The organism is Paludisphaera mucosa (assembly GCF_029589435.1).
GTDB classification, from domain to species: Bacteria; Planctomycetota; Planctomycetia; order Isosphaerales; family Isosphaeraceae; genus Paludisphaera; species Paludisphaera mucosa.
In genome coordinates, this window is the sequence record NZ_JARRAG010000001.1 from 1 (window position 1) to 23,369 (window position 23,369).

21 protein-coding genes are annotated in these 23,369 nt (G+C 70.3%); 14 read left to right on the forward strand and 7 right to left on the reverse strand.

Annotated elements, in window-relative coordinates:
- Positions 1-266: 266 nt before the first annotated feature.
- On the reverse strand, positions 267-1,028 hold the full coding sequence (locus PZE19_RS00005) for a PEP-CTERM sorting domain-containing protein (RefSeq protein ID WP_277858525.1): 762 nt from the start codon (positions 1,026-1,028) through the stop codon (positions 267-269).
- Positions 1,029-1,039: 11 nt separating this feature from the next.
- Between PZE19_RS00005 and PZE19_RS00010 the strand changes: the two genes are divergently transcribed.
- The 3 genes from PZE19_RS00010 to PZE19_RS00020 all read left to right on the forward strand — a co-directional run bounded on the left by PZE19_RS00010 (position 1,040) and on the right by PZE19_RS00020 (position 3,274).
- Positions 1,040-1,291, forward strand: a complete 252-nt coding sequence (locus PZE19_RS00010; RefSeq protein ID WP_277858526.1) for a hypothetical protein — start codon at positions 1,040-1,042, stop codon at positions 1,289-1,291.
- A 64-nt stretch (positions 1,292-1,355) separates the two neighbouring features.
- Positions 1,356-1,820, forward strand: a complete 465-nt coding sequence (locus tag PZE19_RS00015; RefSeq protein ID WP_277858527.1) for a DUF1569 domain-containing protein — start codon at positions 1,356-1,358, stop codon at positions 1,818-1,820.
- Positions 1,821-1,822: 2 nt separating this feature from the next.
- Complete coding sequence (locus PZE19_RS00020) at positions 1,823-3,274, forward strand: sulfatase family protein (protein WP_438269965.1); 1,452 nt, start codon at positions 1,823-1,825, stop codon at positions 3,272-3,274.
- Positions 3,275-3,299: 25 nt separating this feature from the next.
- On the opposite strand, the gene PZE19_RS00025 is transcribed toward PZE19_RS00020, so the two are convergent.
- The gene (locus tag PZE19_RS00025) at positions 3,300-4,481 is read right to left on the reverse strand and encodes a GAF domain-containing sensor histidine kinase (RefSeq protein WP_277858529.1); all 1,182 of its coding nucleotides are present in this window, start codon (positions 4,479-4,481) and stop codon (positions 3,300-3,302) included.
- 257 nt (positions 4,482-4,738) lie between these two features.
- On the opposite strand from PZE19_RS00025, the gene PZE19_RS00030 reads away from it, so the two are divergent.
- Positions 4,739-5,926 carry a TlpA family protein disulfide reductase gene (locus PZE19_RS00030; RefSeq protein ID WP_277858530.1) on the forward strand — a complete coding sequence of 396 codons (1,188 nt, stop codon included), beginning with the start codon at positions 4,739-4,741 and terminating at the stop codon, positions 5,924-5,926.
- 90 nt (positions 5,927-6,016) lie between these two features.
- Here PZE19_RS00030 and PZE19_RS00035 read toward each other — a convergent pair whose 3' ends face one another.
- Positions 6,017-9,160, reverse strand: coding sequence for an efflux RND transporter permease subunit (locus PZE19_RS00035; RefSeq protein ID WP_277858531.1), 3,144 nt, complete (start codon positions 9,158-9,160; stop codon positions 6,017-6,019).
- Between the two features lie 134 nt (positions 9,161-9,294).
- On the reverse strand, positions 9,295-9,675 hold the full coding sequence (locus tag PZE19_RS00040) for a hypothetical protein (protein ID WP_277858532.1): 381 nt from the start codon (positions 9,673-9,675) through the stop codon (positions 9,295-9,297).
- Positions 9,676-9,802: 127 nt separating this feature from the next.
- Here PZE19_RS00040 and PZE19_RS00045 point away from each other — a divergent pair, with 127 nt between their 5' ends.
- From PZE19_RS00045 to mnmM, 8 genes are all read left to right on the forward strand, one after another.
- Entirely contained in the window at positions 9,803-10,327 is a 525-nt protein-coding gene (locus tag PZE19_RS00045; protein WP_277858533.1) for a hypothetical protein, read from the forward strand.
- Between the two features lie 82 nt (positions 10,328-10,409).
- Positions 10,410-12,206 carry an ATP-binding cassette domain-containing protein gene (locus tag PZE19_RS00050; RefSeq protein WP_277858534.1) on the forward strand — a complete coding sequence of 599 codons (1,797 nt, stop codon included), beginning with the start codon at positions 10,410-10,412 and terminating at the stop codon, positions 12,204-12,206.
- Between the two features lie 70 nt (positions 12,207-12,276).
- Positions 12,277-14,025, forward strand: a complete 1,749-nt coding sequence (gene polX, locus PZE19_RS00055; protein WP_277858535.1) for a DNA polymerase/3'-5' exonuclease PolX — start codon at positions 12,277-12,279, stop codon at positions 14,023-14,025.
- A 401-nt stretch (positions 14,026-14,426) separates the two neighbouring features.
- Positions 14,427-14,885, forward strand: a complete 459-nt coding sequence (locus PZE19_RS00060) for a DUF2203 domain-containing protein (protein ID WP_277858536.1) — start codon at positions 14,427-14,429, stop codon at positions 14,883-14,885.
- Between the two features lie 142 nt (positions 14,886-15,027).
- The gene (cmk, locus tag PZE19_RS00065) at positions 15,028-15,708 is read left to right on the forward strand and encodes a (d)CMP kinase (protein WP_277858537.1); all 681 of its coding nucleotides are present in this window, start codon (positions 15,028-15,030) and stop codon (positions 15,706-15,708) included.
- Entirely contained in the window at positions 15,705-16,427 is a 723-nt protein-coding gene (locus tag PZE19_RS00070) for a lysophospholipid acyltransferase family protein (protein ID WP_277858538.1), read from the forward strand. The genes cmk and PZE19_RS00070 overlap by 4 nt, the downstream gene beginning before the upstream one ends.
- Before the next feature lie 119 nt (positions 16,428-16,546).
- Positions 16,547-17,527 (forward strand): sugar phosphate isomerase/epimerase family protein, encoded by a 981-nt coding sequence (locus PZE19_RS00075; RefSeq protein WP_277858539.1) that lies wholly within the window; start codon positions 16,547-16,549, stop codon positions 17,525-17,527.
- 3 nt (positions 17,528-17,530) lie between these two features.
- Positions 17,531-18,100: a tRNA 5-(aminomethyl)-2-thiouridylate-methyltransferase MnmM gene (gene mnmM, locus PZE19_RS00080; RefSeq protein WP_277858540.1), complete on the forward strand. Its 570-nt coding sequence runs from the start codon at positions 17,531-17,533 to the stop codon at positions 18,098-18,100.
- 73 nt (positions 18,101-18,173) lie between these two features.
- Here mnmM and PZE19_RS00085 read toward each other — a convergent pair whose 3' ends face one another.
- The 3 genes from PZE19_RS00085 to PZE19_RS00095 form a co-directional block, all read right to left on the reverse strand.
- Positions 18,174-19,268: a DUF1559 family PulG-like putative transporter gene (locus PZE19_RS00085; protein ID WP_277858541.1), complete on the reverse strand. Its 1,095-nt coding sequence runs from the start codon at positions 19,266-19,268 to the stop codon at positions 18,174-18,176.
- 146 nt (positions 19,269-19,414) lie between these two features.
- Positions 19,415-19,657, reverse strand: a complete 243-nt coding sequence (locus tag PZE19_RS00090) for a hypothetical protein (RefSeq protein WP_277858542.1) — start codon at positions 19,655-19,657, stop codon at positions 19,415-19,417.
- Between the two features lie 404 nt (positions 19,658-20,061).
- Positions 20,062-21,333: a heparan-alpha-glucosaminide N-acetyltransferase domain-containing protein gene (locus PZE19_RS00095; protein ID WP_277858543.1), complete on the reverse strand. Its 1,272-nt coding sequence runs from the start codon at positions 21,331-21,333 to the stop codon at positions 20,062-20,064.
- Positions 21,334-21,532: 199 nt separating this feature from the next.
- On the opposite strand from PZE19_RS00095, the gene PZE19_RS00100 reads away from it, so the two are divergent.
- On the forward strand, positions 21,533-22,198 hold the full coding sequence (locus PZE19_RS00100; RefSeq protein ID WP_303652393.1) for a flavin reductase family protein: 666 nt from the start codon (positions 21,533-21,535) through the stop codon (positions 22,196-22,198).
- Between the two features lie 55 nt (positions 22,199-22,253).
- Positions 22,254-23,366: an o-succinylbenzoate synthase gene (menC, locus tag PZE19_RS00105; RefSeq protein ID WP_277858545.1), complete on the forward strand. Its 1,113-nt coding sequence runs from the start codon at positions 22,254-22,256 to the stop codon at positions 23,364-23,366.
- Positions 23,367-23,369 lie beyond the last annotated feature (3 nt).

Below are 23,369 nucleotides of genomic sequence, written 5' to 3' on the forward strand. Positions count from 1 at the left end.
TGTGCGGCTGGACCGCGAACAGGCGTTCCAGCGGCACGAAGACCGCGACCAGGATCATCAGCCAGAGCGACAGCCGGAAGACGGAGACCAGGGCGCCCTGCAAGTGCGGTCCGATCGACTCCATCATACGCGTGATCCTGACGAGGGGGCGGGTTCGAGGCGGTCCGGCGACGGCGGTCGCACGCGGGACGGCGAAACGCGATCCCCCCGTCGTCGAGGAGATCGCGCGAGGCTCCCAGGTTGGTTGCGTCGGGCGGGCCGTCGGCTCAGCGGGAGCGGCGGCGAAGCGCGGCGACGCCGCCGAGCCCGGCCATCCCGACGACCAGCATCGAGACCGTGGCCGGTTCCGGGACCGCCGCCGTGACCGAGACGCCGTCGAGCAGCATCAGCGGGGGCACGCCGTTGGGCTGGCCCTGGGCCAGGAAGGAGAGGACCTGGCTGGCGCCCGTCGCCGTGAACGTCAGGGTCGTCTGGAACCAGCCGCTGAAGCCGTGCTCCACGTCGTTCGTGAGCGTCGTCGACTGGGTGACGCCGCCGAACGAGACGTCCCAGTACTTGTTGAAGGTTTCCCCGTCGAAGCCGGACTGCTGGCCGGTCGCCCAGCTGAAGCTGACGTCGTACTCGTCCCCGGCGACGAGGCCGGTGATCGTCTGCGAGATGGCCGCGTGATACCCCTCGGCCCCGTCCGCGACGATGTAATTCCCCCCCAGGGGGCTGTCCGTGAAGCCGTTGTTCGACCCGGTGGCTGGGCTCCAGATGTTGAACCCGCCGTACTGGCCCGTGGCGCCGGTGTTGGAGAACCCCGGGGCGACGACGAAGCTGAGGCCGCCGCCGTTGACGCTGGTGTCCACGGTCCAGTCGACCAGCTGCGTGAACCCCGCCCTGAGCTGCAGGTTGGCGCCGTTGGTGGTCTGTTCGAAGTCGCCGTTCGACACGAGGTTGAGCCCCGAGGCGAGCGAGACTTCAGGTGCGGCCGCCGCCCAGGCCAGGGCGCAGACGCCCGCCACGATCGTGTTCTTCCAGTTCATAAGTGCTCCAGATGCCGTCGATTCACGATGGTTTTCGCGACGCCTTCGTCGAAGAGAGCCCGAACGCCGTGCCCGGGCCCAAGGAGTATCGAGATCGACCGGGCCGGATCGCAATCGCGATTGAGAGCATGGTGGCGAATTACAACATCATGATGATATATAAGAAGACGGTTGTCGATTCCATGGACCTCGATTCAATGGATGCGACGCATGGCGTCGGGCGTCGACGCGGGCTGCGGCGGGGTTTTGGAGGCGGGGCGTGACCCGGCCGAGCATGGGGCGTTAGCATGGAGGCCGGGGATTCCGAACGACCAGCCGGGGACGACCATGACGCCGGGACGACGACCGCTGAACTACGGGAACTTCGAAGAGATCGACGCCGACCTGGACCGCCTCCTGGAAGGGCATGAGACGGTCGGCGCCTGGACCCTGGGGCAGATCTGCCATCACCTGGCGACGGTGACGCAGAGGGTGCTGGCCGCGCCGGCGGACGCGACGCCGGACCTCTCGCTCCGCCTGAGCGACGAGGACCGCGAGCGGATCTTCGCGACGCGGAGCCTGCCCGAGGGGCTCCCCCTGGCCCGGGGGATGGAGGCGCCCGACGACGTCGAACCGCGTCGGGGCGCCGAGATGCTGCGCGAGGCGCTCGCGGCGATGGCCGCCGCGCCCGGGCCCCTGGCACCGCATCGGCTGCTGGGGCCGCTCACCATGGAACGATGGCGTGAGGTCGTCTGCATCCACTGCGGCCATCACCTGAGCTTCGCGGTCCCGGCGGAAGGGGGGGCGTCTTGAGCCTGCGGACGTGGATTGCGGCGGGCCTCGCGGCCGTCTCGACGGCCGTCGCCGCGTGCGCCGACGAGGCCCGGCCGAACGTCCTCTGGATCGTCGTCGACGACATGTCGCCGAATTTCGGCTGCTACGGCGAGACGGCGATCGCGACGCCGAACGTCGACCGGCTGGCCCGCGAGGGCACGCGGTTCTCCCGGGCGTTCGTCACGGCGCCGGTCTGCTCGGCGAGCCGCTCGGCGCTCATCACCGGGATGTACCAGACGACCATCGGGGCCCAGAACCACCGCAGCGGCCGGGGCGCCGAGACGATCCGGCTCCCCGAGGGCGTCGATCCGATCCCGGCCCTGTTCCGCCGCCACGGCTACTACACCGCGATCGGCTCGCCCCAGGGCGGCGGAAAGCTCGGCAAGACCGACTACAACTTCGAATGGGATCCCGGCCTGTACGACGGCGCCGACTGGAGCGGCCGCAAGCCCGGGCAGCCGTTCTTCATGCAGGTCCAGCTCAACGGCGGCAAGCAGCGCGAGAACGAGAACTGGTTGAAGACGGGCCGGAAGCGATTCGGCGTCACCATCCCCGACGTCGTCAAGCCGCCGCCCTACTACCCCCGCGACCCCGTCATCCTCGAGGACTGGGCCGCCTATCTCGACGCCGTCCGCCACACCGATCGCCAGGTGGGAGAGGTCCTGGCGCGGCTGGAGCGGGAAGGGATCCTGGACCGGACGGTCGTCCTGTTCCTGACCGACCACGGCATCAGCCACGCCCGCGGCAAGCAGTTCCTCTACGACGAGGGGATCCACGTCCCGCTCGTCGTCCGGGGCCCCGGCATCCCAAGTGGGGCCGTGCGCGACGACCTCGTCTCGCACATCGACCTCGCCGCCACGTCGCTCGCCCTGGCCGGCGCGCCGATCCCGAAGGCGATGCAGGCGCGCGACCTCTTCGCGAACGGCTACGCCCCCCGCGACGCCGTCTTCAGCGCCCGCGACCGCTGCGACGAGACCGTCGACCACATCCGCAGCGTGCGGACCGATCGCTACAAGTACATCCGCAATTTCCTGCCCGACCGCCCCCATCTCCAGCCGAACCGCTACAAGGACGCCAAGGCGATCGTCCGGCGGCTCCGCGAGCTGCACGCCGAGGGCAAGCTCGACGCCCATCAGGAGCGTCTGCTGTTCGCGCCGACCCGCCCGAAGGAGGAGCTTTACGACCTCCGGGCCGACCCGGACGAGATCCACAACCTCGCGGAGGACGTCGCGCATCGCGAGACGCTCGAAGCCCTCCGCAAACGCCTGGACGACTGGATCGTCGAGACCGGGGACCGGGGCGCGACTCCCGAGGCGGCGTCGATGTACGACAGCGACATGAAAGTCTACGTCGACGGCCAGAAGGCCGCGGAGGCCGAGATCCTGAGGCGGAACATCGCGATCATGAAAGGCTGGGCCGCCGAGGGGAAGTGAGGCCGTCGCCCGGCCCTTCCGGCCCTCATCGGCCCGCGAGCGGCATGCGGAACGTGAAGCAGGTCTCGCCCGCCGTCGAGGCGACTTCGAGCACGCCTTGATGGCCGCGGGCGATCTCCGACGCGATGTAGAGGCCCAGGCCCAGCCCCTCCTGGCCGGCCTCGCCGCCACCGCGGAAGAACGGCTGGAAGAGCCTCTCGCGGATCTCGGGCGGGATCGTGGGGCCGCGGTTCGCGACCGCGATCTCGAAGGCGTCCGTCGACGCGCCGGCGCGCACCCGGATCGGGCTGTCGGGGTCGCCGTGGGCGAGGGCGTTGGCGAGCAGGTTCGAGAGCATCTGGGCCAGCCGGCCGCCGTTGCAGAACACGGGCCGGCCGACCTGGATCTCGCGCAGCACCACGCGTCTCGGCCACGCGGATTCCAGCTCCATGACGACCTGGTTCAGGATTTCATCGAGGCCCTCTTCCTGCCTGCGGATCAAGGGGAGGCCGCCGCCGAGCCGGCCTCGGGCGAAGTCGAGCACGTCGTCGATCAGGGCGGACATCCGGCCGACGCTGCGATCGATCCGGCCCCGCACCTCGTCGGATTGGGGACCCTTGGGCAGTTGGCTCAGCAGGAACGCGCCCGCGCGGATCGACCCCAGGGGGTTCCGCAGGTCATGCCCCAAAACGGCGATGAACTGCTCGCGGAGCTGGGAGGCCTCGCGCTCGTCCAGGAGCGCCTTCTCGCTGGCCATCAGCCGCAACTCCGATTCCAGGTGGAGGGCGATGAGGCCGGCGAAGAGCCGGAACATCTCGATCGTCTCGGGCTTCTTCAACTGCGCCGGGCGGGGGTCGATGGCGCAGAGCGTCCCGAAGAACCGGCCGTCGGGCAGGACGATGGGGACGGAGATGTAGCTCCGGAACCCGTACCGCTTGGGCGTCGGGTGGCGGTCGTACCGTTCGTCCGCGTCGGCGTCCTCGATGACGACCAGCTCGCCGCTGCGGCGGATCTCGTCGCAGATGGTCGTGTCGACGACCAGTTCGCCGCCCGGCTGGAGGCCGAACGCGATCTCGTCGCGCACCGCGCAGGCGATCCAGCGCGACTCGGTCACGCGCGCCACGGCCGAGAAGCCCAGGCCCGTCGTCCGGCCGACGACCTCCAGGATCCGCGCCACGGACTCGATCCGGCCGACGGCCGCGATGTCGTCGCTGAAGTCTTCACTCATCCAATAACGTCCGATCGGCCCGGTTTCGATCCGCGACGGACGAGCCTCCTCGCCGCCGCCGGATATTCTACGGCCGCGGGACGATGGAAACGATCGCAGTCGGTGCGGAGCCGCCGCGGCTACGTCGCGCGCTCCTGGACCAAGCAAGAACCGGCCACGGTAGGATACTTTCGATAATTTGAAGTGTGAGGCTCGCTGAGTGCCCGGCGGATAACCCTATGCCCTGCCGAATCAGCCGCCGTTCGATGGCGTCTGCGATGCTGCTTGCGACGGCCTTCGGCGCAGCCCTCTCGGCGCAGGAAACGGCTGGCGTCGCCTCGCCGTCGAACATCCTGGACGGCCTCACGAAGGAGTGCGAACGGGACTACCGCGCCTGGGTCGAGGTCGAGAGGGCGTCGAGGACGGGCAAGGAAAAGGAGGTTGCGGCCCGCGAGCGTCCCGATCCCTCGGCATGGGCGGCGCGGTTTCGAGACTTCGCCGACGCGCATCGCGCGGATCCCTCCGCGATCGAGGCTCTCTATCGCGCCATCGGGCTGTTCCGGCAGGACGACCGGGCGAATCGAGAGGCGATGGAATCCGTTTTCGACCGCCTGAAGACGGATTGGGCCGGCTCGCCGGCCCTGGCGAAGACCTTCCCCCGCATCGGCGTCTATGGCGGCCTGTGCAAGGGCTCCGTGCCATTCCTGCGCGAGGTCGTCGCCAAGAATCCCTCTCGCGAGGTTCGGGGCCATGCGGAGTTCGCCCTGGCGGGGATGCTCGATCGCCATTCGCGGCTGTCGGTCCTCGCGGCGGAGAGCCCACAGACCCGTGACAAGCTAGAAGCGGCCTACGGGAAGGAGAACCTGGAGTCGATCCTGAAGATCGACGCGGACCGGCTGGCCGCCGAATCCGTGACGTTGGCCGAGCACGTCGCGGCCGAGTATGCCGACGTGCCCTGGTGGCTCGGGCTCCCGCCGGGCGCGCCGAAGCCCCGGACGCTCGGGTCGTACGCGGCCGACATGCTGGCGCGGGAACGCGAGACGGCCGTCGGCCGGCGCATGCCCGAAATCGTCGGCGAGGACGTCGGCGGCGAGCCGCTGCGGCTGTCCGACTACCGCGGCAAAGTCGTCGTAATCGTCTTCTGGGCCTCGTGGTGCGGGCCCTGCATGGCGATGCTTCCTCACGAGCGCGAACTTGTCGCCCGGCACAAAGATCGGCCCTTCGCCCTGATCGGCGTCAGCGTGGATCGCACCCGCGAGGACGCTCGAGCGGTCGTCGAGCGAGAAAAGCCAACGTGGCCCTCGTGGTTCGACGGAGAGCGGAAGATCAGCGAGCGCCTCCACATCGACGGTCAGGGGATCCCCAGGGTTTACGTTCTCGACGCGGAGGGGGTGATCCGCTTCAAGGACGTCCGCGCCGAACGCCTGGACAAGGCCGTCGATTCGCTCCTGCAGCCGGGGCGGTGACGACTCGGCGAAGGCTGGACCAGGAGCCCGGCGGGCGATGAAGCCCTTCGATCGCCCCGCGTCTCGACCATCTCCCGGTCCCTGCCGCGGTCAACGCCCGACGTCGGTCGCGGCCGGCTCGTCGAGCGGGGTTTCCTCCTCTGGCGGGGGAGGCGGGCCGGGGTCGAACCAGGGGTAGATGGCGGGGATGACGATGAGCTTCAGGAGGGTGCTGGTGAGGATGCCGCCGATGACGACGGTGGCCAGCGGGCGCTGGACCTCGGCGCCGGAGCCGTGCGAGAAGGCCATGGGGACGAAGCCCAGGCTGGCCACCATGCCGGTCATCAGGATCGGCCGCAGCCGCGACATGGAGGCGGTGCGGACGGCGGCGTCGGGCGGCTCGCCGGCCTCGATGAGCTGGCGGATCGCCGAGACCAGGACCAGGCCGTCGAGCACCGCCACGCCCGAGAGCGCGATGAAGCCGACGCCCGCCGAGATGCTGAAGTTCAGGTCGCGCAGCCAGAGCGCCATCACCCCGCCGATCGCCCCCAGCGGGACGGACAGGAAGATGAGCAGGCCCAGGCCGACGGACTGGAAGGTCGCGTAGAGAAGCAGGAAGACGAGCAGAAGCGCCACCGGGACGACGATCGTCAGCCGCCGGGTGGCCGATTGCAGGTTCTCGAACGTCCCTCCCCATTCGAGGGTGTAGGAGCGGGGCAGGCCGACCTGGGACTCGACCTTGGCCTGGGCCTCGCGGACGAAGCTCGCCAGGTCGCGGCCGCGGACGTTGGCCTGGATCATGACGCGGCGGCGGCGGTCCTTGCGCCAGATCTCGTAGACGCCGTCGACGTTCTCGACGTCGGCCACGTCCTGGAGCGGGATGAGCCGGCCCTGGGCGTCGCGGATTCGGAGCTGGCCGATGGCCTGCGCGTCCTTGCGCATGTCGGCCGCGACGCGGACCTGCAGGTCGAACCGCCGCGAGCCCTCGACGACCTGGCCGACGATCTTGCCGCCGAGCGCCGTGCCGACGTCGAGGACGTCGGACGCGTCGATGCCGTAGCGGGCGATCCGGTCGCGGTCGATCGTGATCTTCAGGAACGGCAGCCCGCCCAGCGCCTGGGCCTTCACGTCGGTCGCGCCCGGGATCTTCTGGAGCACGGCGGCGATCGCGTCGGCCTTCTCCTGCAGCACGTCCAGGTCGTCGCCGAACAGGCTGACGCCGACGTCGGCGCGGACGCCCGCGAGCAGGTCGTTGAAGCGGAGCTGGATTGGCTGCGTGAAGCTCAAGAACGTGCCGGGCAGCACCTCGGCGGCGATCGCGTTGATCCGGTCGATGAGCTGTTCCTTCGAATGGACCGACTTCCACTCCTCGGCCGGCTTGAGCAGCACGAACACGTCGGTCAGGTTCACGCCCGCCGGGTCGATGCCGATCTCGGGCCGGCCGGTGCGGCTGACGATCGTCCGGACGACGTCGGGGAGCTGGGCGTGCAGGGCGGCCTCGAACCGGGTCGTGCACTCCAGGCCCTCGGTCAGCGAGGCGTCGGGCGGGCGGATCAGGACGACGACGAGGTCCCCCTCGTCGAGCTGGGGGATGAACTCGCCGCCGAGCTGCATCGCGAACGGGATGCAGGCCGCCAGCGCCACGGCCGCGGCCAGGGCCACCACGATCGGGCTGCGCACCGACCAGTCCAGCACCGGGCGGTACAGCCGCTTCGCCGCGCGGATGGGCCAGGTGTCGCGCTCCTTCGCCCCCGGCTTGAGGAAGAACGAGGCCAGCACGGGGGTCGCCGTGAGGCTCAGGATCAGCGAGCCGATGAGCGCGAAGACGACCGTGAGCGCCATCGGCCGGAACATCTTCCCCTCGACCCCCTCCAGGGCCAGGATCGGCAGGTGGACCATCGTGATGATCGCCACGCCGAAGACGACCGGCTTGCGGACCTCCAGCGTCGCGCGGCGGACGACGTCGACCGCCTTCTCGCGGGGGCCGGCGTGGGCCAGGCGGCTGACGCAGTTCTCGATGACGATCACGCCGCTGTCGACGATCAGGCCGAAGTCGAGCGCGCCCAGGCTCATCAGGCTGCCGGCGATGCCCGAGGCCAGCATCAGGTTGCCGGCGAACAGCATCGACAGCGGGATCGCCGAGGCCACGATCAGCCCCGCCTTCAGGTTGCCGAGCAAGACCAAAAGCACGCCGACGACCAGAACGCCCCCCTCGGTCAGGTTGCGGACGACGGTGGCGATGGTCCGCTCGATGAGCGCCGCGCGGTCGTAGAAGGGCTCGACGACGACGCCGGGGGGGAGGGTCTTCTGGATCTCGGCGATCTTGGCCTTGATGCGATCGACGACCACCCGCGAGTTCTGGCCCGCGAGCATGAGCACGGTGGCCGTGGCGGCCTCGCCGCGGCCGTCGCGGGTGACGGCCCCGGTGCGGATCCGCGGGGCGAACCGGGCCTCGCCGATGTCGCGGACGCAGATGGGCGTCCCCGAATCGCTCGAATCGATGACGACCTCGTTCAGCGCCTCCAGGTCGCCGATCAGGCCGACCATGCGGATCACCCGCTGCTGCCCGCTGCGCTCGATGTAGCCGCCGCCGGAGTTGGCGTTGTTGCGGCTGACCGCGGCGAACACCTTGTCCATCGAGATGTTCCGGGCGGTCAGCCGCGCGGGGTCGACGGTGACCTCGTAGGTCTTCAGCTCGCCGCCGAACGGGTTGACCTCGACGACCCCGGGGACCGTCTTGAGGGGCCGCGCGACGTCCCAGTCGAGGATCGTCCGCAGCTCCATCAGCGAGCGGGGGCGCTCGGCGTCGGGGGCGTTGCGGACCTCGAACTGGAAGATCTCGCCGAGGCCGGTGGCGACGGGGCCGATCTCGGGCCGGCCGAAGTCGGGCGGGATGTCGGCGGTGATCTGGCCGAGCCGCTCGCCGACCTGCTGCCGCGCCCAGTAGATGTCGGTCCCCTCCTCGAACACGACCGTCACGCCCGAGATGCCCAGCTGCGAGAACGAGCGGACCTCGCGGACGTAGGGGATGCCGTTCATCTCGTTCTCGACCGGCACCGTGATGAACTGCTCGACCTCCTCGGGCCCCAGCGCCGGGGCGTTGGTCAGGGCCATCACCTGGACGTTGGTGATGTCGGGCACGGCGTCGATCGGCAGGTTCACGAGCGAGTTCGCGCCCACCGCCGCCAGGGCGACGAGCGCCAGGACCACCAGCGATCGGTTGCGCAAGGACCAGATGATCAATTGATCGAACATGGCTCGGCTGAGGCTCCGAGGAGGCGGCGCGGGATGAGACGAGAGGAGGTGACGGCGGGCGCGCGCCCCTCCTACTCCCGACGGGAAAAGGAATGAGGGCGCAGGTTCGCTTCAGGCGCGCAGGGCGGCCCGTCTCAGAAGCGGAGCCGGCCGAGGAGGCTCAGCGGCGAGCCTCGGGGAGGCGCGGGGAGTGCGGCCCAGGAGGGCGGAGGAGGGGGCGTCGCGGCGCGATCGAGGAGGCTCAAGCCCGCGAGGAGGATCGACGCCGGCGAGCGGCCCTTGGAGCCCATCGCCTCGCCGGGGTCTTCCTCGTCGTCCCCCTCGGGCTCGTCGGGGAACTCCTCGACCTCGTCGTCGAGCGGCGTCGAGGAGGTCGCGGCCGAGCTGGGGCGGGCCGTCTCGATCCCCAGGAAGCTCGCCGCCCAGGGCCCCGGCGCGCGGACGACGGCCGTGACGGACGGGCCGTCCTGACCGACGAGCGTCAAGCCGAGCAGGCAGACGAGCGGGGCGAGCATGGGGTTGGAGTCCGGGATCGAATTCCGGAAGCGCGGTGGAATAAGATGAGTATACGCGGAGGGCCCGTACGTCGTGGAGCCGAATTCCGCGAAAACGCCGCACCGATCCGAATCTTGGAGAACTTTCATGTCGACCCGATCCGCCGCGATGGCCTTCCGCCTCGCCCTGGCGGCCGCCGTCGGGGCGATCGCGGTCGTCACGCCCGTGGAGCTCTTGATTCTGCCGCTGGCCGCGTGGGCATTCTTGACGTGGCGATGGGCCGCAGGGGGCTTCGTCGGCTGGGCCGCCCCGGCGGCCGTCCTGGTCGCGGTCGCGGCGGCCGCGGCCTTCGCGCCAGTCAAGAACCTCGACCGGATCAAGGATCGTCGGATCACGGTCCCGCGGGCGACGATGACGATCGCCGAGTTGCGAGAGCCGGAGGAACACGGCCTGGCCCGGCCGTCGCTCAGCTATTCGATGGGATCGACGGCGGGGACGGACGAGCGCGTGGTCCGGTTCGCGTCGCCGACCCCGAGCATCCGGGAGTTCATCGGGGCGATCGAGGCTCAGGCCGGGCTACGTCATCGGTTCTACCACTGCCTCAACGGGTGGACGATCCTCTGGGGCTATGACGCGACGACCGGCCTGGGGTTCTCGGCTCCGAGGTCGTAAGCCGCCGTTTTCCGGTACAATGCTCCCGTGCGTCCGGTTCGCCGGTCGGGGTCGCGTCCGAAGGTTCGAGTCGAAATCCATCATGGCGTTATTGAGCTTGCGCGGGGTGGGGCTGTCGTTCGGCGGCCCCAAGTTGCTGGACGGCGTCGACCTGACCATCGAGCCGGGGGAGCGGGTCTGCCTCCTGGGCCGCAACGGCGAGGGGAAGTCCACGCTGCTGAAGCTGATCAGCGGCGAGCTGGCGCCCGACGAGGGGGCCATCCTCCGCCAGCAGGGGCTGCGGGTGGCGCGGCTGCTGCAGGACGTCCCGGCCGGGCACGGCGGGACCGTCGCCGACGAGGTGGCCGCCGGCCTGACGCACGACGACCACGGCTTCGGCGGCGACGACCACCGGGTCCAGGCCGTCGTCTCCCGCGTGGGGCTCGACCCCGACGCGCGGTTCTCGGAACTCTCCTCGGGGATGAAGCGGCGCGTCCTGCTCGCCCAGGCGATCGTCGACGAGCCCGACGTGCTGCTGCTCGACGAGCCGACGAACCACCTGGACATCGAGTCGATCGGCTGGCTCGAAGGGTTCCTCCTGCGCTATCCCGGCACGATCGTCTTCGTCACCCACGACCGGGTCTTCCTCCAGAAGCTGGCGACGCGGATCGTCGAGCTGGACCGCGGCCGGCTCGCCGACTGGGCCTGCGACTACCCGACGTTCCTGCTCCGCCGCGACCAGCTCCTCGCCGCCGAGTCCCGCGAGCGCGACCTGTTCGACAAGAAGCTGGCCGAGGAGGAGAAGTGGATCCGCAAGGGCGTCGAGGCCCGCCGCACCCGCAACGAGGGCCGCGTCCGGGCGCTCGAAGCCATGCGCCGGTCCCACCAGCAGCGCCGGGAGCGGCAGGGGACGGCCCGAATCCAGGCCCAGGAGGCCGAGCGGTCGGGCATGCTCGTCATCGAGGCCGAGGACGTCGAGTTCGGCTACGGCGACCGCTCGGTGATCCGCGACCTCTGCACCACGATCATCCGCGGCGACAAGGTGGGCGTGATCGGACCCAACGGCGCCGGCAAGACGACGCTCCTCCGCCTCCTCCTGGGCCACCTCGCCCCCCGCGCGGGGACGGTCGTCCAGGGGACGAAGCTCGAGGTCTCGTACTTCGAGCAGCTGAAGGCGGCCCTCGACGACGAGAAGACCGTCCAGAAGAACATCACCGACTACGACATGGTCACCATCGACGGCCGCGAGCGGCACGTCCTGGGCTACCTGCAGGACTTCCTGTTCACCCCCGACCGGGCCCGGACGCTGGTCAAGTACCTGTCCGGCGGCGAGCGCAGCCGGCTCTTGCTGGCGAAGCTGTTCACCCGGCCTTCGAACGTGCTCGTGCTCGACGAGCCGACGAACGACCTGGACCTGGAGACGCTCGAACTGCTGGAGTCGCTGCTGGTCGAGTACCAGGGGACGGTGTTGCTCGTCAGCCACGACCGGGCCTTCCTGAACGACGTCTCCACGAGCGTCCTGGTCGTCGAGCCCGACGGCCGCGTCAAGGAGTACGAGGGGGGTTACGACGACTACCTCCGCCAGCGGGCCGTCGAGCCGCCCGCCGACGCGAAGCCGCCGGCCCCCGCCGCCCCGTCCAGGACCGCCCCGGCCGACGCCGCCCGCCCCAAGGTCCAGAAGCTCACGAACCTGGAGCGCAAGGAGCTGTCGACGCTCCCCGGCAAGATCGAGAAGCTCGAAACGGCCCTCGCAGCCCTCCACAAGACCATGGCCGACCCGTCCTTCTACAAGAAGGACCGCGACGCCATCGCCCAGGCCAACGCCCAGTTGCAGGCCCTCGAAGCCGACCTCGCCGCCGCCTACGGGCGCTGGGAGGCCCTCGACGCCATCGGCGGCTGAGCGGCCGGTCGGGCCCCGTCGAATCGAACGTCCGGAAGCGACCGTAAGCCGCGTGCCGAGGAGACGAGCCGTGGAGACCGCGAAGATCGCCCAGATCCTCGACGACATGGGGACGATCCTGGAGGTGCAGGGGGAGAACCCCTTCCGCTGCCGCGCCTACCACAACGCGGCGCAGGTCCTGCACGGGCTGCCGGGGGACCTGACGGAGATGATCGCCGACGGCAGCCTCGCCGAGGTGCAGGGGATCGGCGAGACGCTCTACGCCAAGATCGTCCAGCTCGCCACGACGGGCCGGCTGCCGGCCTACGAGAAGCTCCGCGCCCAGACCCCGCCGGGCCTGCTGGCGCTCCTGCGGGTCCCGGGGGTCGGGCCCAAGAAGATCAAGGCCCTGCACGAGGCGCTCGACATCCAGAGCCTGGCCGACCTGAGGGCCGCCGGCGAGTCGGGCGCGATCGCCAAGGTGAAGGGCTTCGGCGCCAAGACCGAGGCCAACATCCTCGAAGGGATCGGGTTCCTGGAGACCACCGGCGGGCGGATCCTCCAGAACGAGGCGCTGGCCCTCGTCGCGCCGATCCTGGACGCCGTCCGCAACCACCCCGGCGTGAGCCGCGCCGAGGCCTGCGGCAGCCTGCGGCGGCGGGCCGAGACGATCGGCGACCTCGACGTCCTGTTCAGCTCGAAGGACCCCAGGCCGGTCCTCGACCACTTCGCGGGGCTGCCGCAGGTCGCCAAGGTCCTGGGCCACGGGGCGACCAAGGTCAGCGTCCTGCTCCCCGGCTTCAAGACCGACCAGTTCGTCCAGTGCGACCTGCGCGGGGTGGCCGACGACCAGTTCGCCTTCGCGCTGCACTACTTCACCGGCTCGAAGGCCCACAACATCGCCATGCGCAAACGCGCCCTGGCGCGCGGGCTCTCGCTCAACGAGTACGCCCTGAGCGGCGTGAAGGACCCGACGAAGACGATCCCCTGCCGCGACGAGGCCGACCTGTTCCGGGCGCTCGACCTGGAGCCCATCCCCCCCGAGCTGCGCGAGGACGCCGGCGAGTTCGAGGCCGCCGGGGCCGGCGCGCTCCCCCGGCTCGTCGAGCCGGGCGACCTGACGGGGACGTTCCACTGCCACTCCGACTGGAGCGACGGCGACGCCACGCTCGAAGAGATGGCGGCGGGCGCCCGGGAACTGGGCATGCAGTACCTCGGGATCGGCGACCACTCGCGGTCGCTGGCCATGGCGCGGGGCCTCACCATCGACCGCGTCCGCGACCAGTGGGCCAAGATCGACGCCCTGAACGCCCGGTTCGGCGGGTCGTTCCGGATCTTCAAGGGGACCGAGTGCGACATCCTCGGCGACGGCTCGCTCGACTTCCCCGACGACGTGCTGGCGGGCTTCGACTACGTCGTGGCGAGCGTCCACTCGCGGTTCAAGATGCCCCGCGACGAGATGACCGCGCGGATCATCCGGGCGATCTCCAACCCCCACGTCACCATGCTCGGCCACGCCACCGGCCGGCTCTTGCTGTCGCGGGCCCCGTACGAGGTCGACCTCGACGCCGTGATCGACGCTGCAGCGGAGCATCGCACGATGATCGAGATCAACGCCAGCCCCTACCGCCTGGACCTCGACGCCGTCCACTGCCGACGGGCCCGCAAGAAGGGCGTGGCGATCGTCATCAACCCCGACGCCCACTCCGTCGCCGGGCTCGGCGACCTCCGCTACGGCGTGAGCGTCGCCCGCCGCGCCTGGCTGACGAAGGACGACGTCTTCAACACGGCCCCCCTGGCCGAGATCGCCGAGCGGCTCGCGAGCCTGCGGCCGCGGTGACGCCGGCGCACCTTGGTATGCGGTTCGTTGCATGAAACGGCACCGTAGGTGTTCGCCGCGGGTTCCTCGGCCGTCGACGGCGAGGTCGGGGCGAGACTCGCCGCGTCGGTCGTCGCGCCGGCCTCGCCTGCCCTTGTTGGGGTGGGGCGGCGTCCTATAATGAAACGGTGAATCTACAAGGAAGGTCGTCGGACGTCCACCGGACATGGGGCCCTGGAACGATTCCGCCGGTCCTCCTCGATCGTCGAGCCGGATGGGACGAATTCATCGACACGAAGGTCCGGCTCGTCCGCGCGTCGTCTTGACCGGCGTACGGCGCCCGATTCGCATCTCCCGCTCCGTCGCGTCGGCCCTTCGACCCGGTTTCATCCGCCTTCATCCCTTGGTTGCGAGGACGTTCCATGGCCGTGACGAAACCCCTTCGGGATACACGCAAGCGATATTACACGGTCGAAGAGGCCAACCGGGCGCTCCCGTACGTCCGGGCCATCGTCGCCGACGTCGTCCGCCAGAACGGCGTGGTCGAGGAGCTGCAGCAGCGGCTCGCCCGCGTCGGCCGCGAGCGCAAGAAGAACTCCGACGACCTCTACTCCGAAGAGCTGACCCAGTTCCGCAACGAGCTGGAGGTCGAGGAGGAGCGGCTCAACACGTTCCACCAGGAGCTGAAGGCCCTGGGCGTCGAGCTGCGGAACATGGAAGGGCTCTGCGACTTCCCCAGCCTGATGGACGGCCGCGAGGTCTACCTCTGCTGGCGGCTGGGCGAGCCCACGGTGTCGCACTGGCACGAGCTGGAGGCCGGTTTCGCCGGCCGCCAGCGGCTCTCCGACAAGGCCGACGGCGCGACGACCCCTTCGGCCTGAGCCGATCCCGCCCCACACCCCCGAAATCCCCCACTCGCCCCGCGCGGCCCCCGGCCTCGCGGGGCGAGTGCTTGAAGTTCGCGGCGACTTGAGCACAATGGACCCCAGCCGCCTCCTCCCGCGAGGGGGGGAGGCCCGGAGCATGGCTCTCGCCCCAGGACGTCTTCTCGTGCATCGCGTCGTGACGATCGACGGCCCCGCCGGGGCCGGCAAGAGCACGGTCGCCCGGCTGCTGGCCGAGCGGCTGGGGTGGCGGTTCCTGGACACGGGGGCCATGTACCGGGTCGTCACCCTGGCGGCGCTGCGGGGGGAGGTCGCCCTCGACGACCCCGAGGCGCTCGATCGCCTGGCCGCCCGCCTCGAAGCCGCCTTCCCGCCGGGCCGGGCCCTGCTGGGGGGCGAGGACGTCTCGCAGGCCATCCGCGACGTCGCCGTCACGCGGGCCTCGCGGTTCATCGCCGATTGCGCGGCCGTGCGGGCGCGGCTCGTCGCCTGGCAGCGGGCCTTCGCCGACGCCGCCGACGTCGTGACCGAGGGCCGCGACCAGGGGACCGTCGTCTTCCCGGACGCCGCCCGCAAGTTCTTCGTCACCGCGTCGGAGGTCGAGCGCGCCCGCCGCCGACACCGGGAGCTTCAAGCCAAGGGGAGCGACACGACGTTCGAGGCCGTCCTGGCCGACCAGCAGGCGCGCGACGCCCGCGACGCCTCCCGCGCCATCGCCCCGATGAAGCCGGCCGACGACGCCGAGACCGTCGACACGACCGGCCTGACCATCGACCAGGTGGTCGACCTCCTCCACCGGAAAGTCCTCCCCTCCCCATGAACGCCGACGCCCCGCTCACCCCCGCCGAGCCCGCCCCGGCCCCCAAACGCGAACGTCCCGCGTCGACCGGCGCCGACCGGTCTCGGCTTGCGTCGATCTGGTACCGGCTGGTGAAGGGGATGGCGGCCACCTGGCTCGCCGCGTTCGGGGGCTGGCGGTCGACCGGCTGGGAGAACATGCCCGCGACCGGCGGCGCGCTCCTGGTGTCGAACCACCTCAGCTACCTGGACGTCTTCGTCCTGGGGATCGGCGTGCGCCGGCCGCTGAACTACGTGGCGCGATCGACCCTGTTCGTCCCGGTGCTGGGCCCCTTCATCCGCTCGGTCGGCGGCTTCCCGATCCAGCGCGAGGGGATGGGGGCGTCGGGCATGAAGGAGACGCTCCGGCGGCTGCGGTCCGGCGGCGTGGTCACCCTCTTCCCCGAGGGGACCCGGAGCCCGGACGGCGAGCTGGGCGAGCTGAAGCCGGGCATCGCCCTGCTCGTATCCCGCGCGGGGGTCCCCGTCGTCCCGGCCGGGGTCGCCGGCACGTTCCGCGCCTGGCCCCGGGGCCGGCTCCTGCCGCGTCCCTACCCGGTACGCGTCCACTACGGCGCGCCCATCCTGCCGACGGACCTCGAAGGACTGGAACCTCGGGCCGTCACCGCCCTCATCCGCGAGCGCATCGCCGCATGCATTGAGATCGCCCGCCAGGGCCTCGCCCGCGACCTGGGCGTCTGAAGCCGCCGGGATTCCTTTTGAAGCCGCGACCCCGAGTCGTTTAGAATCCTCGACGATCCTCCCCGGAAGTTGATGACACGCATCCTCACGTCCTCCCTATCCAGCGACGGGAACGCCTCATGACCCTGGAAGATCCGACGCGGCGACCGATCGAGATGAACCGTCGCGCCGCGCTGGCGGGCCTGGCGGGCGCGACGCTCCTGGGCGCCGCGCCGCGGACGGCGGAGGCCGGGTCGCGGGCGGCCGCGGGCTCGTTCATCCTGGGCCTGAACACGGCGACGATCCGGGGGCAGAAGCTGGGGATCGTCGAGATCGTCGACATCGTCGCGAAGGCCGGTTATCAGGGGCTGGAGCCCTGGCTGGACGAGATCCACCGCTACAAGGACGGCGGCGGGTCGCTCGAAGACCTGGGCAAGCGGCTCCGCGACGCCGGCGTCTCGGTCGAGAGCGCCATCGACTTCTTCGAGTGGGGCGTCGACGACCCCGAGCGGCGCCGCAACGGGCTCGAGGCCGCCCGGCGCTCGATGGAGACGCTCCAGAAGATCGGCGCGAAACGCGTCGCCGCGCCGGCCTCGGGCGCGACCGACGCCGCGGTCGAGCCCGCCCGCCTGGCCGAGCGCTACCGGGCGCTCCTGGAGCTGGGGGACCAGTTCGGGATCGTCCCCGAGGTCGAGGTCTGGGGGTTCTCGAAGACGCTGGGCACCCTGGCCGAGGCGGCGTACGTCGCGATCGCGTCGGGGCATCCCCGGGCGTGCATCCTGCCGGACGTCTACCACCTGCACCGCGGCGGCTCGTCGTTCGAGGGGCTGAAGCTGCTGGGCCCGGCGGCGATCCCGGTCTTCCACTTCAACGACTACCCGGCCGCGGCCGACCGCACGAAGCTCAACGACTCCGACCGGGTCTACCCCGGCGACGGCGTCGCGCCGATCCCCCAGATCCTGGAGACGCTCGCCGCGGGCGGCTTCCGGGTCATGCTCTCGCTGGAGGTCTTCAACAAGGCGTACTGGGCGCAGGACCCCGCCGTGGTCGCCGCGACCGGAGCCCGGAAGATGAAGGCGTTGGTCGACGCGATCCCGTCGCCGACGCGGGCCGGGGGATAACCCGTGTTCCACCCGATCCTCAACCAGGCCCACGCCTGGATCGAGCGGATGCTGAGGCCGGGCGACCTGGCGGTCGACGCCACGGTCGGCAACGGCCGGGACACGGCCATCCTGGCCGAGCGGGTGGGGCCGAAGGGGCTGGTGATCGGATTCGACCTCCAGCAAGACGCGCTCGACGCCGCCGCCGCCCGCCTGACGTCGCCGGGGACGGCCGATCGGGTGATCCTGGTCCGGACGGGCCACGAGGGGATGGCCGGCGTCGTGGCGAGGGAGGCGCCGGGGCGTCGGCCCAAGGCGGTCATGTTCAACCTGGGCTACCGGCCGGGCGGCGATCGGGCGTTCGCCACCCGGGCCGCGACGACGATCCCGGCCCTGGAGTCGGCCCTCGAGCTGACGACCCCCGGCGGGATCGTCACGGTCGTCTGCTACCCCGGCCACGCCGGCGGCCAGGACGAGCAGGACGCCGTCCTCGCCTGGGCCCGCGCCCTGCCTTCGCCCCGCGCGACCGTCGTCCTCTACCAGTTCTGGAACGCCGTCCGCGCGCCCTGCCTGCTGGCGATCACGCCCAAATGAAAAGGGCCGACCGGGGCGGTCGCCCCGATCGGCCCGAAGTCCACCCGCGAGGGAGGAACCTTCGCGATCGCGATCAATACGCGTCGGCGCTGACGATCTCGCCGCCGGCCCTGGTGCCGAGGGACTGGAAGACGCCGCCCGGGGTCGTCGGGGCGTAGACCCAGGCGCTGCCGGAGCCGGAAGCCCCCTGGGCGCCGGGGTTCCAGGACGCGATCGAGTTCTTGATGTAGCGGACCGAGCCGTCGCAGAGGGCGAAGTTGGCGCCGCCCGGGTGCATGCTGGCGGCGGTCATCTTGAAGTTGCTGCTGCGGGGGAACTTGGTGGCCGGGGCGCCGGGGTTGACGGTCGGGTCGGACTGGCGGCTGTCCTTGAAGTAGTTGGGCGGGAAGAACGTCGAGAAGGCGCAGTCGCCCCAGTCGCCCGAGATGAACATGTTGGTCGTCCACTTGTCATTCGTGGTGTCCGAATTGTAGGGGACGATCCGGGCGTGGGCGTGCTCGCCGTAGAGCAGGGTGTTGCTGGTGCCGTCGGTGATGGCGGCGATCCTCACCGGGGCGAAGGTGCTCGGGCGGGTGATGTTCGGGGCCGTGTTGCCGGCGCAGTGGTTGAAGATGCCGTCGGACTGGCTGAGCTTGGGGTCGTCCCAGCGGTAGGCGAGCGTCCCCATGTTGGCCGCGTAGCTGCTGTACGTGAACGGCTGGTAGGCGTCGTCCCAGCCCGTGGTGTCGCTGCCGAGGTTGGGCGCGCGGAGGCCGGCCACGTCGTCGCTGGGGCACCACAGGGTGTTCATGCCGTTGGCCGTGATGGTCGTGTTCGCGCCGACCCAGATCGTCAAGTTCTGATTCAACGCGTTCCAGACCGTCCCGCCCTCGTAGTAGGCGAGCAGGGCCACGAACGGGCTGAAGTTCTGGCGCATGGCGGAACCGTCGTTGTCGCGGCCGTTGCTGTCCCCCATGGGGAACGAACCGTTGGTGCTCTCGTAGTTGTGCGTGGCCAGGCCCAACTGCTTGAGGTTGTTGGTGCACTGGGCGCGGCGGGCGGCCTCGCGGGCCGACTGCACGGCCGGCAGCAGGAGCGCGATCAGGACGGCGATGATGGCGATGACGACGAGCAGCTCGATGAGCGTGAATCCGCGACGAGCCCCCGCGACCGAATGTGAACGGTCCATGAGGTTTCCCTTTCCTGTGATGAGAGCTGAACAGCGATGCGAGGCGAGTGATCGGACGAAGTGGATGGAATTGGTCGAGGCCGAAGCCTCGGTGCGACGTCGGGATCGGATCCCGACCCGGCGCGCGACGGATGTGGGCCTGTTCATCAGAGCTGCTTCGCCTGTTCGGCCTGGCGGCGCATCTCGCGACGCTCCGCGGGGCCGATGTCCGGCTTGGCCTCCTTGCCCTTCTTGCCCTTGGACGCGACCTTGGGCGGCTCCTCCGGGGCGGGGGCCTTCGGCGTCTCGGGCGTGGGGGCCGGCGCCGGCTCGCCGCATCCCGCGACCGTCAGGGCCAGACAGCCGGTCACCACCAGCGCCGCCTCTCTCCATGAGCGACTGATTGTCATCGATCTCGAAGCCTCCTCATCGTGGAACGGCGAGATTCTGCGCGCAGCGTCGACGCATCGCCCGGGCTGCCGCGCGGGACGGGGAATCGCGACGCCGAACTTCGCTTGACGGGCGCCGAGCGACTCGGCGGGCCCGCCGATCGAGTCGGCGTCGACTCGGAACGGCCCCCCCGCCGCAATCGCGCGGGAGGACGGGAACGGACAAGAGCGATCGATCGGGACGAATGCAGAGAAGCGGGACGGCTCGCCTGCGATGCTCTGCGAGGCGAGGACGTCGAGGGACCAACATGATTCGATCCACGACGATGAAGCCGGGATCATGGAAAATCCTACCGCGCCTCGGGCGGAAACGAAATCGGATTCTCTGATCCTTGCCCGCATTTCATGGAAGATGCGCCGCAGCCTCACAACCGCAGGTAAACGCTCCGCTTCTCCAGCGATCGGACGAACATCCAGGACACGCCGAAGAAGACCGTCAACGCGACCAAAGCGTACCAGAGCGGCGAATCTTTAGGCGTCGCCGCCAGCACGGCCCCCTCGACGTAGTGGTGGATGATGTAGGCCGCGAGGGGGTTCTGGCCCAGGGTGCGGAACAACCCCAGCCGCGCGCCGGCGACGTCGCAGGCCGGGATGAACAGCGCATACAGGGCCATCGCGAAGCCCGACGAGAAGAGCGTGAACGGCAGGCTCACCAGCTTCTTGTTCATCTGCCAGTAGTTCACCGGCAGGACGTTCTTGGGCGGCGGCTGGACGAACGGCGGAGTCGGCAGCAGCGAGGTGATCGGCCGCCCGCCCGCCATCCGGAAGTCGGGGATCACCGGCGAGGCCGCCACGTCCTTGCCCTCGAGCGGCACGCTGCCGTGGCGGGTGTCGTAGAGCGTCGCCAGGCCGTTGAGGGCGTAGCCGGCTATCATCAGGGCGGCCCCCGCCTTCAGCAGCTTGCCCGCCGCGACCCTCAGGTCGTGCGCCGCCATCACGTCGTAGACGAGCGTCCCGAAGAGCATGGGGATCGCCCAGCTCAGGGGCCCGAAGAAGCCGCCGTCCCAGGCCCCCTTGCCGCTGAGGCCCCAGACGTCGTCCATCCAGTTCGGCAGGCCGTAGATGAAGAAGACGTTGAACGAATGCGCCAGCACGAGCGCCACGGCCATGCAGGCCGCCGTCGCCGCCAGTCGGACCCGGAAACCCGCCGTGATCACCGGCATGATCACGATCTGCGCCACGCCGATGATCGCCAGGGTCTCCCAGAGGTCGGCCTTGAGGATCCCCAGGATGTACTTCCCCGGCGCCCCGGCCAGCTCGTCCCACTTGCCGATCTCGAAGTCCTCCTGGCCGTACATCACCATCGAGATCAGCACGAGCGCCAGGCTGCGCAGGAGGAACCGGCCGTAGGTCGCGGCCGCGCCCGCCCGCTCCAGCCGCCGCAGCGCCGACAGCCGGTACGAGAAGCCGGCCGCGAACAGGAAGGCGGGCATGATCGTGTCGGCGTAGCTGAAATAGTGGTCGTGGTGCTTGAGCACCTCGGGGAGCGCCTTCAGGCCCCCCACGAAATTCACGACGAACATCCCGGCGACCGTGTAGCCGCGGAACTGGTCCATCGAGACGATGCGGGGCGACGGCGGTGTCGTTGTCGACGTCGACGTCGGCGGCGACGGGGGGGCCACGGCGGCGGCGCTCATGGGCGGTTCTCGAATTCCAGGCGATGGGAGCGGTGCGAGGTGGACCGGAGATCGGCGCGACCGATCGTACTGGGTCGCGCCCGGGCCGGCAACGTGGGCGACCGCGACGTCCCGGATTTTCGACGTCGTCGGCCCGCGCCGGCGCGTCCCCCTATAATGATCGATCGTCCTCGGGGCCCGTCCCCGATCCGTCCCCTCGATGCACCACGACGAGCGCCCGCGATCGGGCGAGGAAGCGGCCGTGACCGACGCCTATTTCTACGAGCCCGCCAAAGGGCACGGCCTGCCCCACGACCCGTTCAAGGCGATCGTCGCGCCCCGGCCGATCGGCTGGATCTCGACCCGGGACCGGCAGGGTCGGGTGAACCTGGCCCCGTACAGCTTCTTCAACGCCTTCTGCGACGCGCCCCCCATCGTCGGCTTCAGCAGCACCGGCCGGAAGGACAGCCTGCGGAACGCCGAGGAGACCGGCGAGTTCGTCGCCAACCTGGCCACCAGGGCGCTCGCCGAGGCGGTGAACCTCTCGTCGGCCGCGGTCCCCCACGGCGTCGACGAGATGGCGATGGCCGGCCTGACCGCGGCGCCCTGCCGCCTGGTCGCCGCCCCGCGCGTCGGCGAGTCGCCCGCGGCCCTCGAATGCAAGCTGCTCCAGGTCCTGCGGCTCCGGGACGTGGACGGGGCCGAGACGAACAACCACCTGGTGCTCGGCCAGGTCGTCGGCGTCCACCTGGACCCGGCCTACCTGAAAGACGGCCTGTTCGACATGACCCTGGCCCGCACGATCGCCCGCTGCGGCTATCGGGGCGATTACGCCGAGGTCGACCACCTTTTCGAGATGCTCCGGCCGGAGTCGGGCGGGGCCTGAGCCCCGCGGGCGGCTCGCCTTGACAGGCCCCGGCCTCAGGACCGAAGCTGAAATCATGCGTATCGAACAGGTCGACCTCGCGATCGTGCGCCTCCCGTTGATCCGTCCCTTCCAGACGAGTTCGAGCCGCAAGGCGCACCTGGACCACATCCTGGTGCGGATCGTCGCCGACGGCGTCGAGGGCTGGGGCGAGTGCGCCAGCCCGTCCGACCCCTTCTACTGCCCGGAGACGACCGAGACCTGCTGGCACATCCTCCACGACTTCCTCGTCCCGATGACCCTCGGGAAGTCGTGGTCGACGATCGAGGAGCTGACGGGCCTCTACGCCAAGGTGAAGGGGAACGGCTTTGCCCGCGCCGGGCTGGAGATCGCCTGCTGGGACGCCCTGGCGCGGTCGCAGGGCCTGCCGCTGCATCGCCTGCTGGGTGGGACGCGGGCCGAGGTCCTCTCGGGCGTCAGCCTGGGGATCGAGTCGAGCGTCGAGGCCCTCTTCGAGCACATCGACCAGTACCTCGCCGAGGGCTACCGCCGCATCAAGCTCAAGATCGCGCCGGGGTGGGACGTCGACGTCGTCCGCCAGGTCCGCGAGCGTTATCCCAACATCGCGCTGCAGGTCGACGCCAACTCGGCCTACACGCTCGCCGACGTCGATCTCTTGAAGCGGCTCGACGATTTCGACCTATTGCTGATCGAGCAGCCCCTGGCGCACGACGACATCATCGACCACGCCAAGCTCCAGGCCGCGATCGAGACGCCGGTCTGCCTGGACGAGAGCATCCACACGGCGGACGACGCCCGCAAGGCGATCGAGCTGGAGGCCTGCCGGGTGATCAACATCAAGGTCAGCCGCGTCGGCGGCCCGCTGGAGGCGCGGCGGATCCAGGAGGTCTGTCGCGAGCAGGGCGTCCCCGTCTGGTGCGGCGGGATGCACGAGTTCGGGATCGGCCGCGCGGCCAACGTGGCGGTGGCGAGCCTCCCCGGCTTCTCGCTCCCCGGCGACGTCTCGGGCTCGGACAAGTACTATCGCGAGGACGTCGTCGAGCCGGCGATCCTGGCGCGCGACGGGGCCATCGCCGTCTTCGAGGGCCCCGGCCTGGGCGTCGAGCCGGTCGTCGACCGGATCCGCAAGAACACCCTGCGCGCCGCGACCCTCCGCGCCGGCGCCTGAACC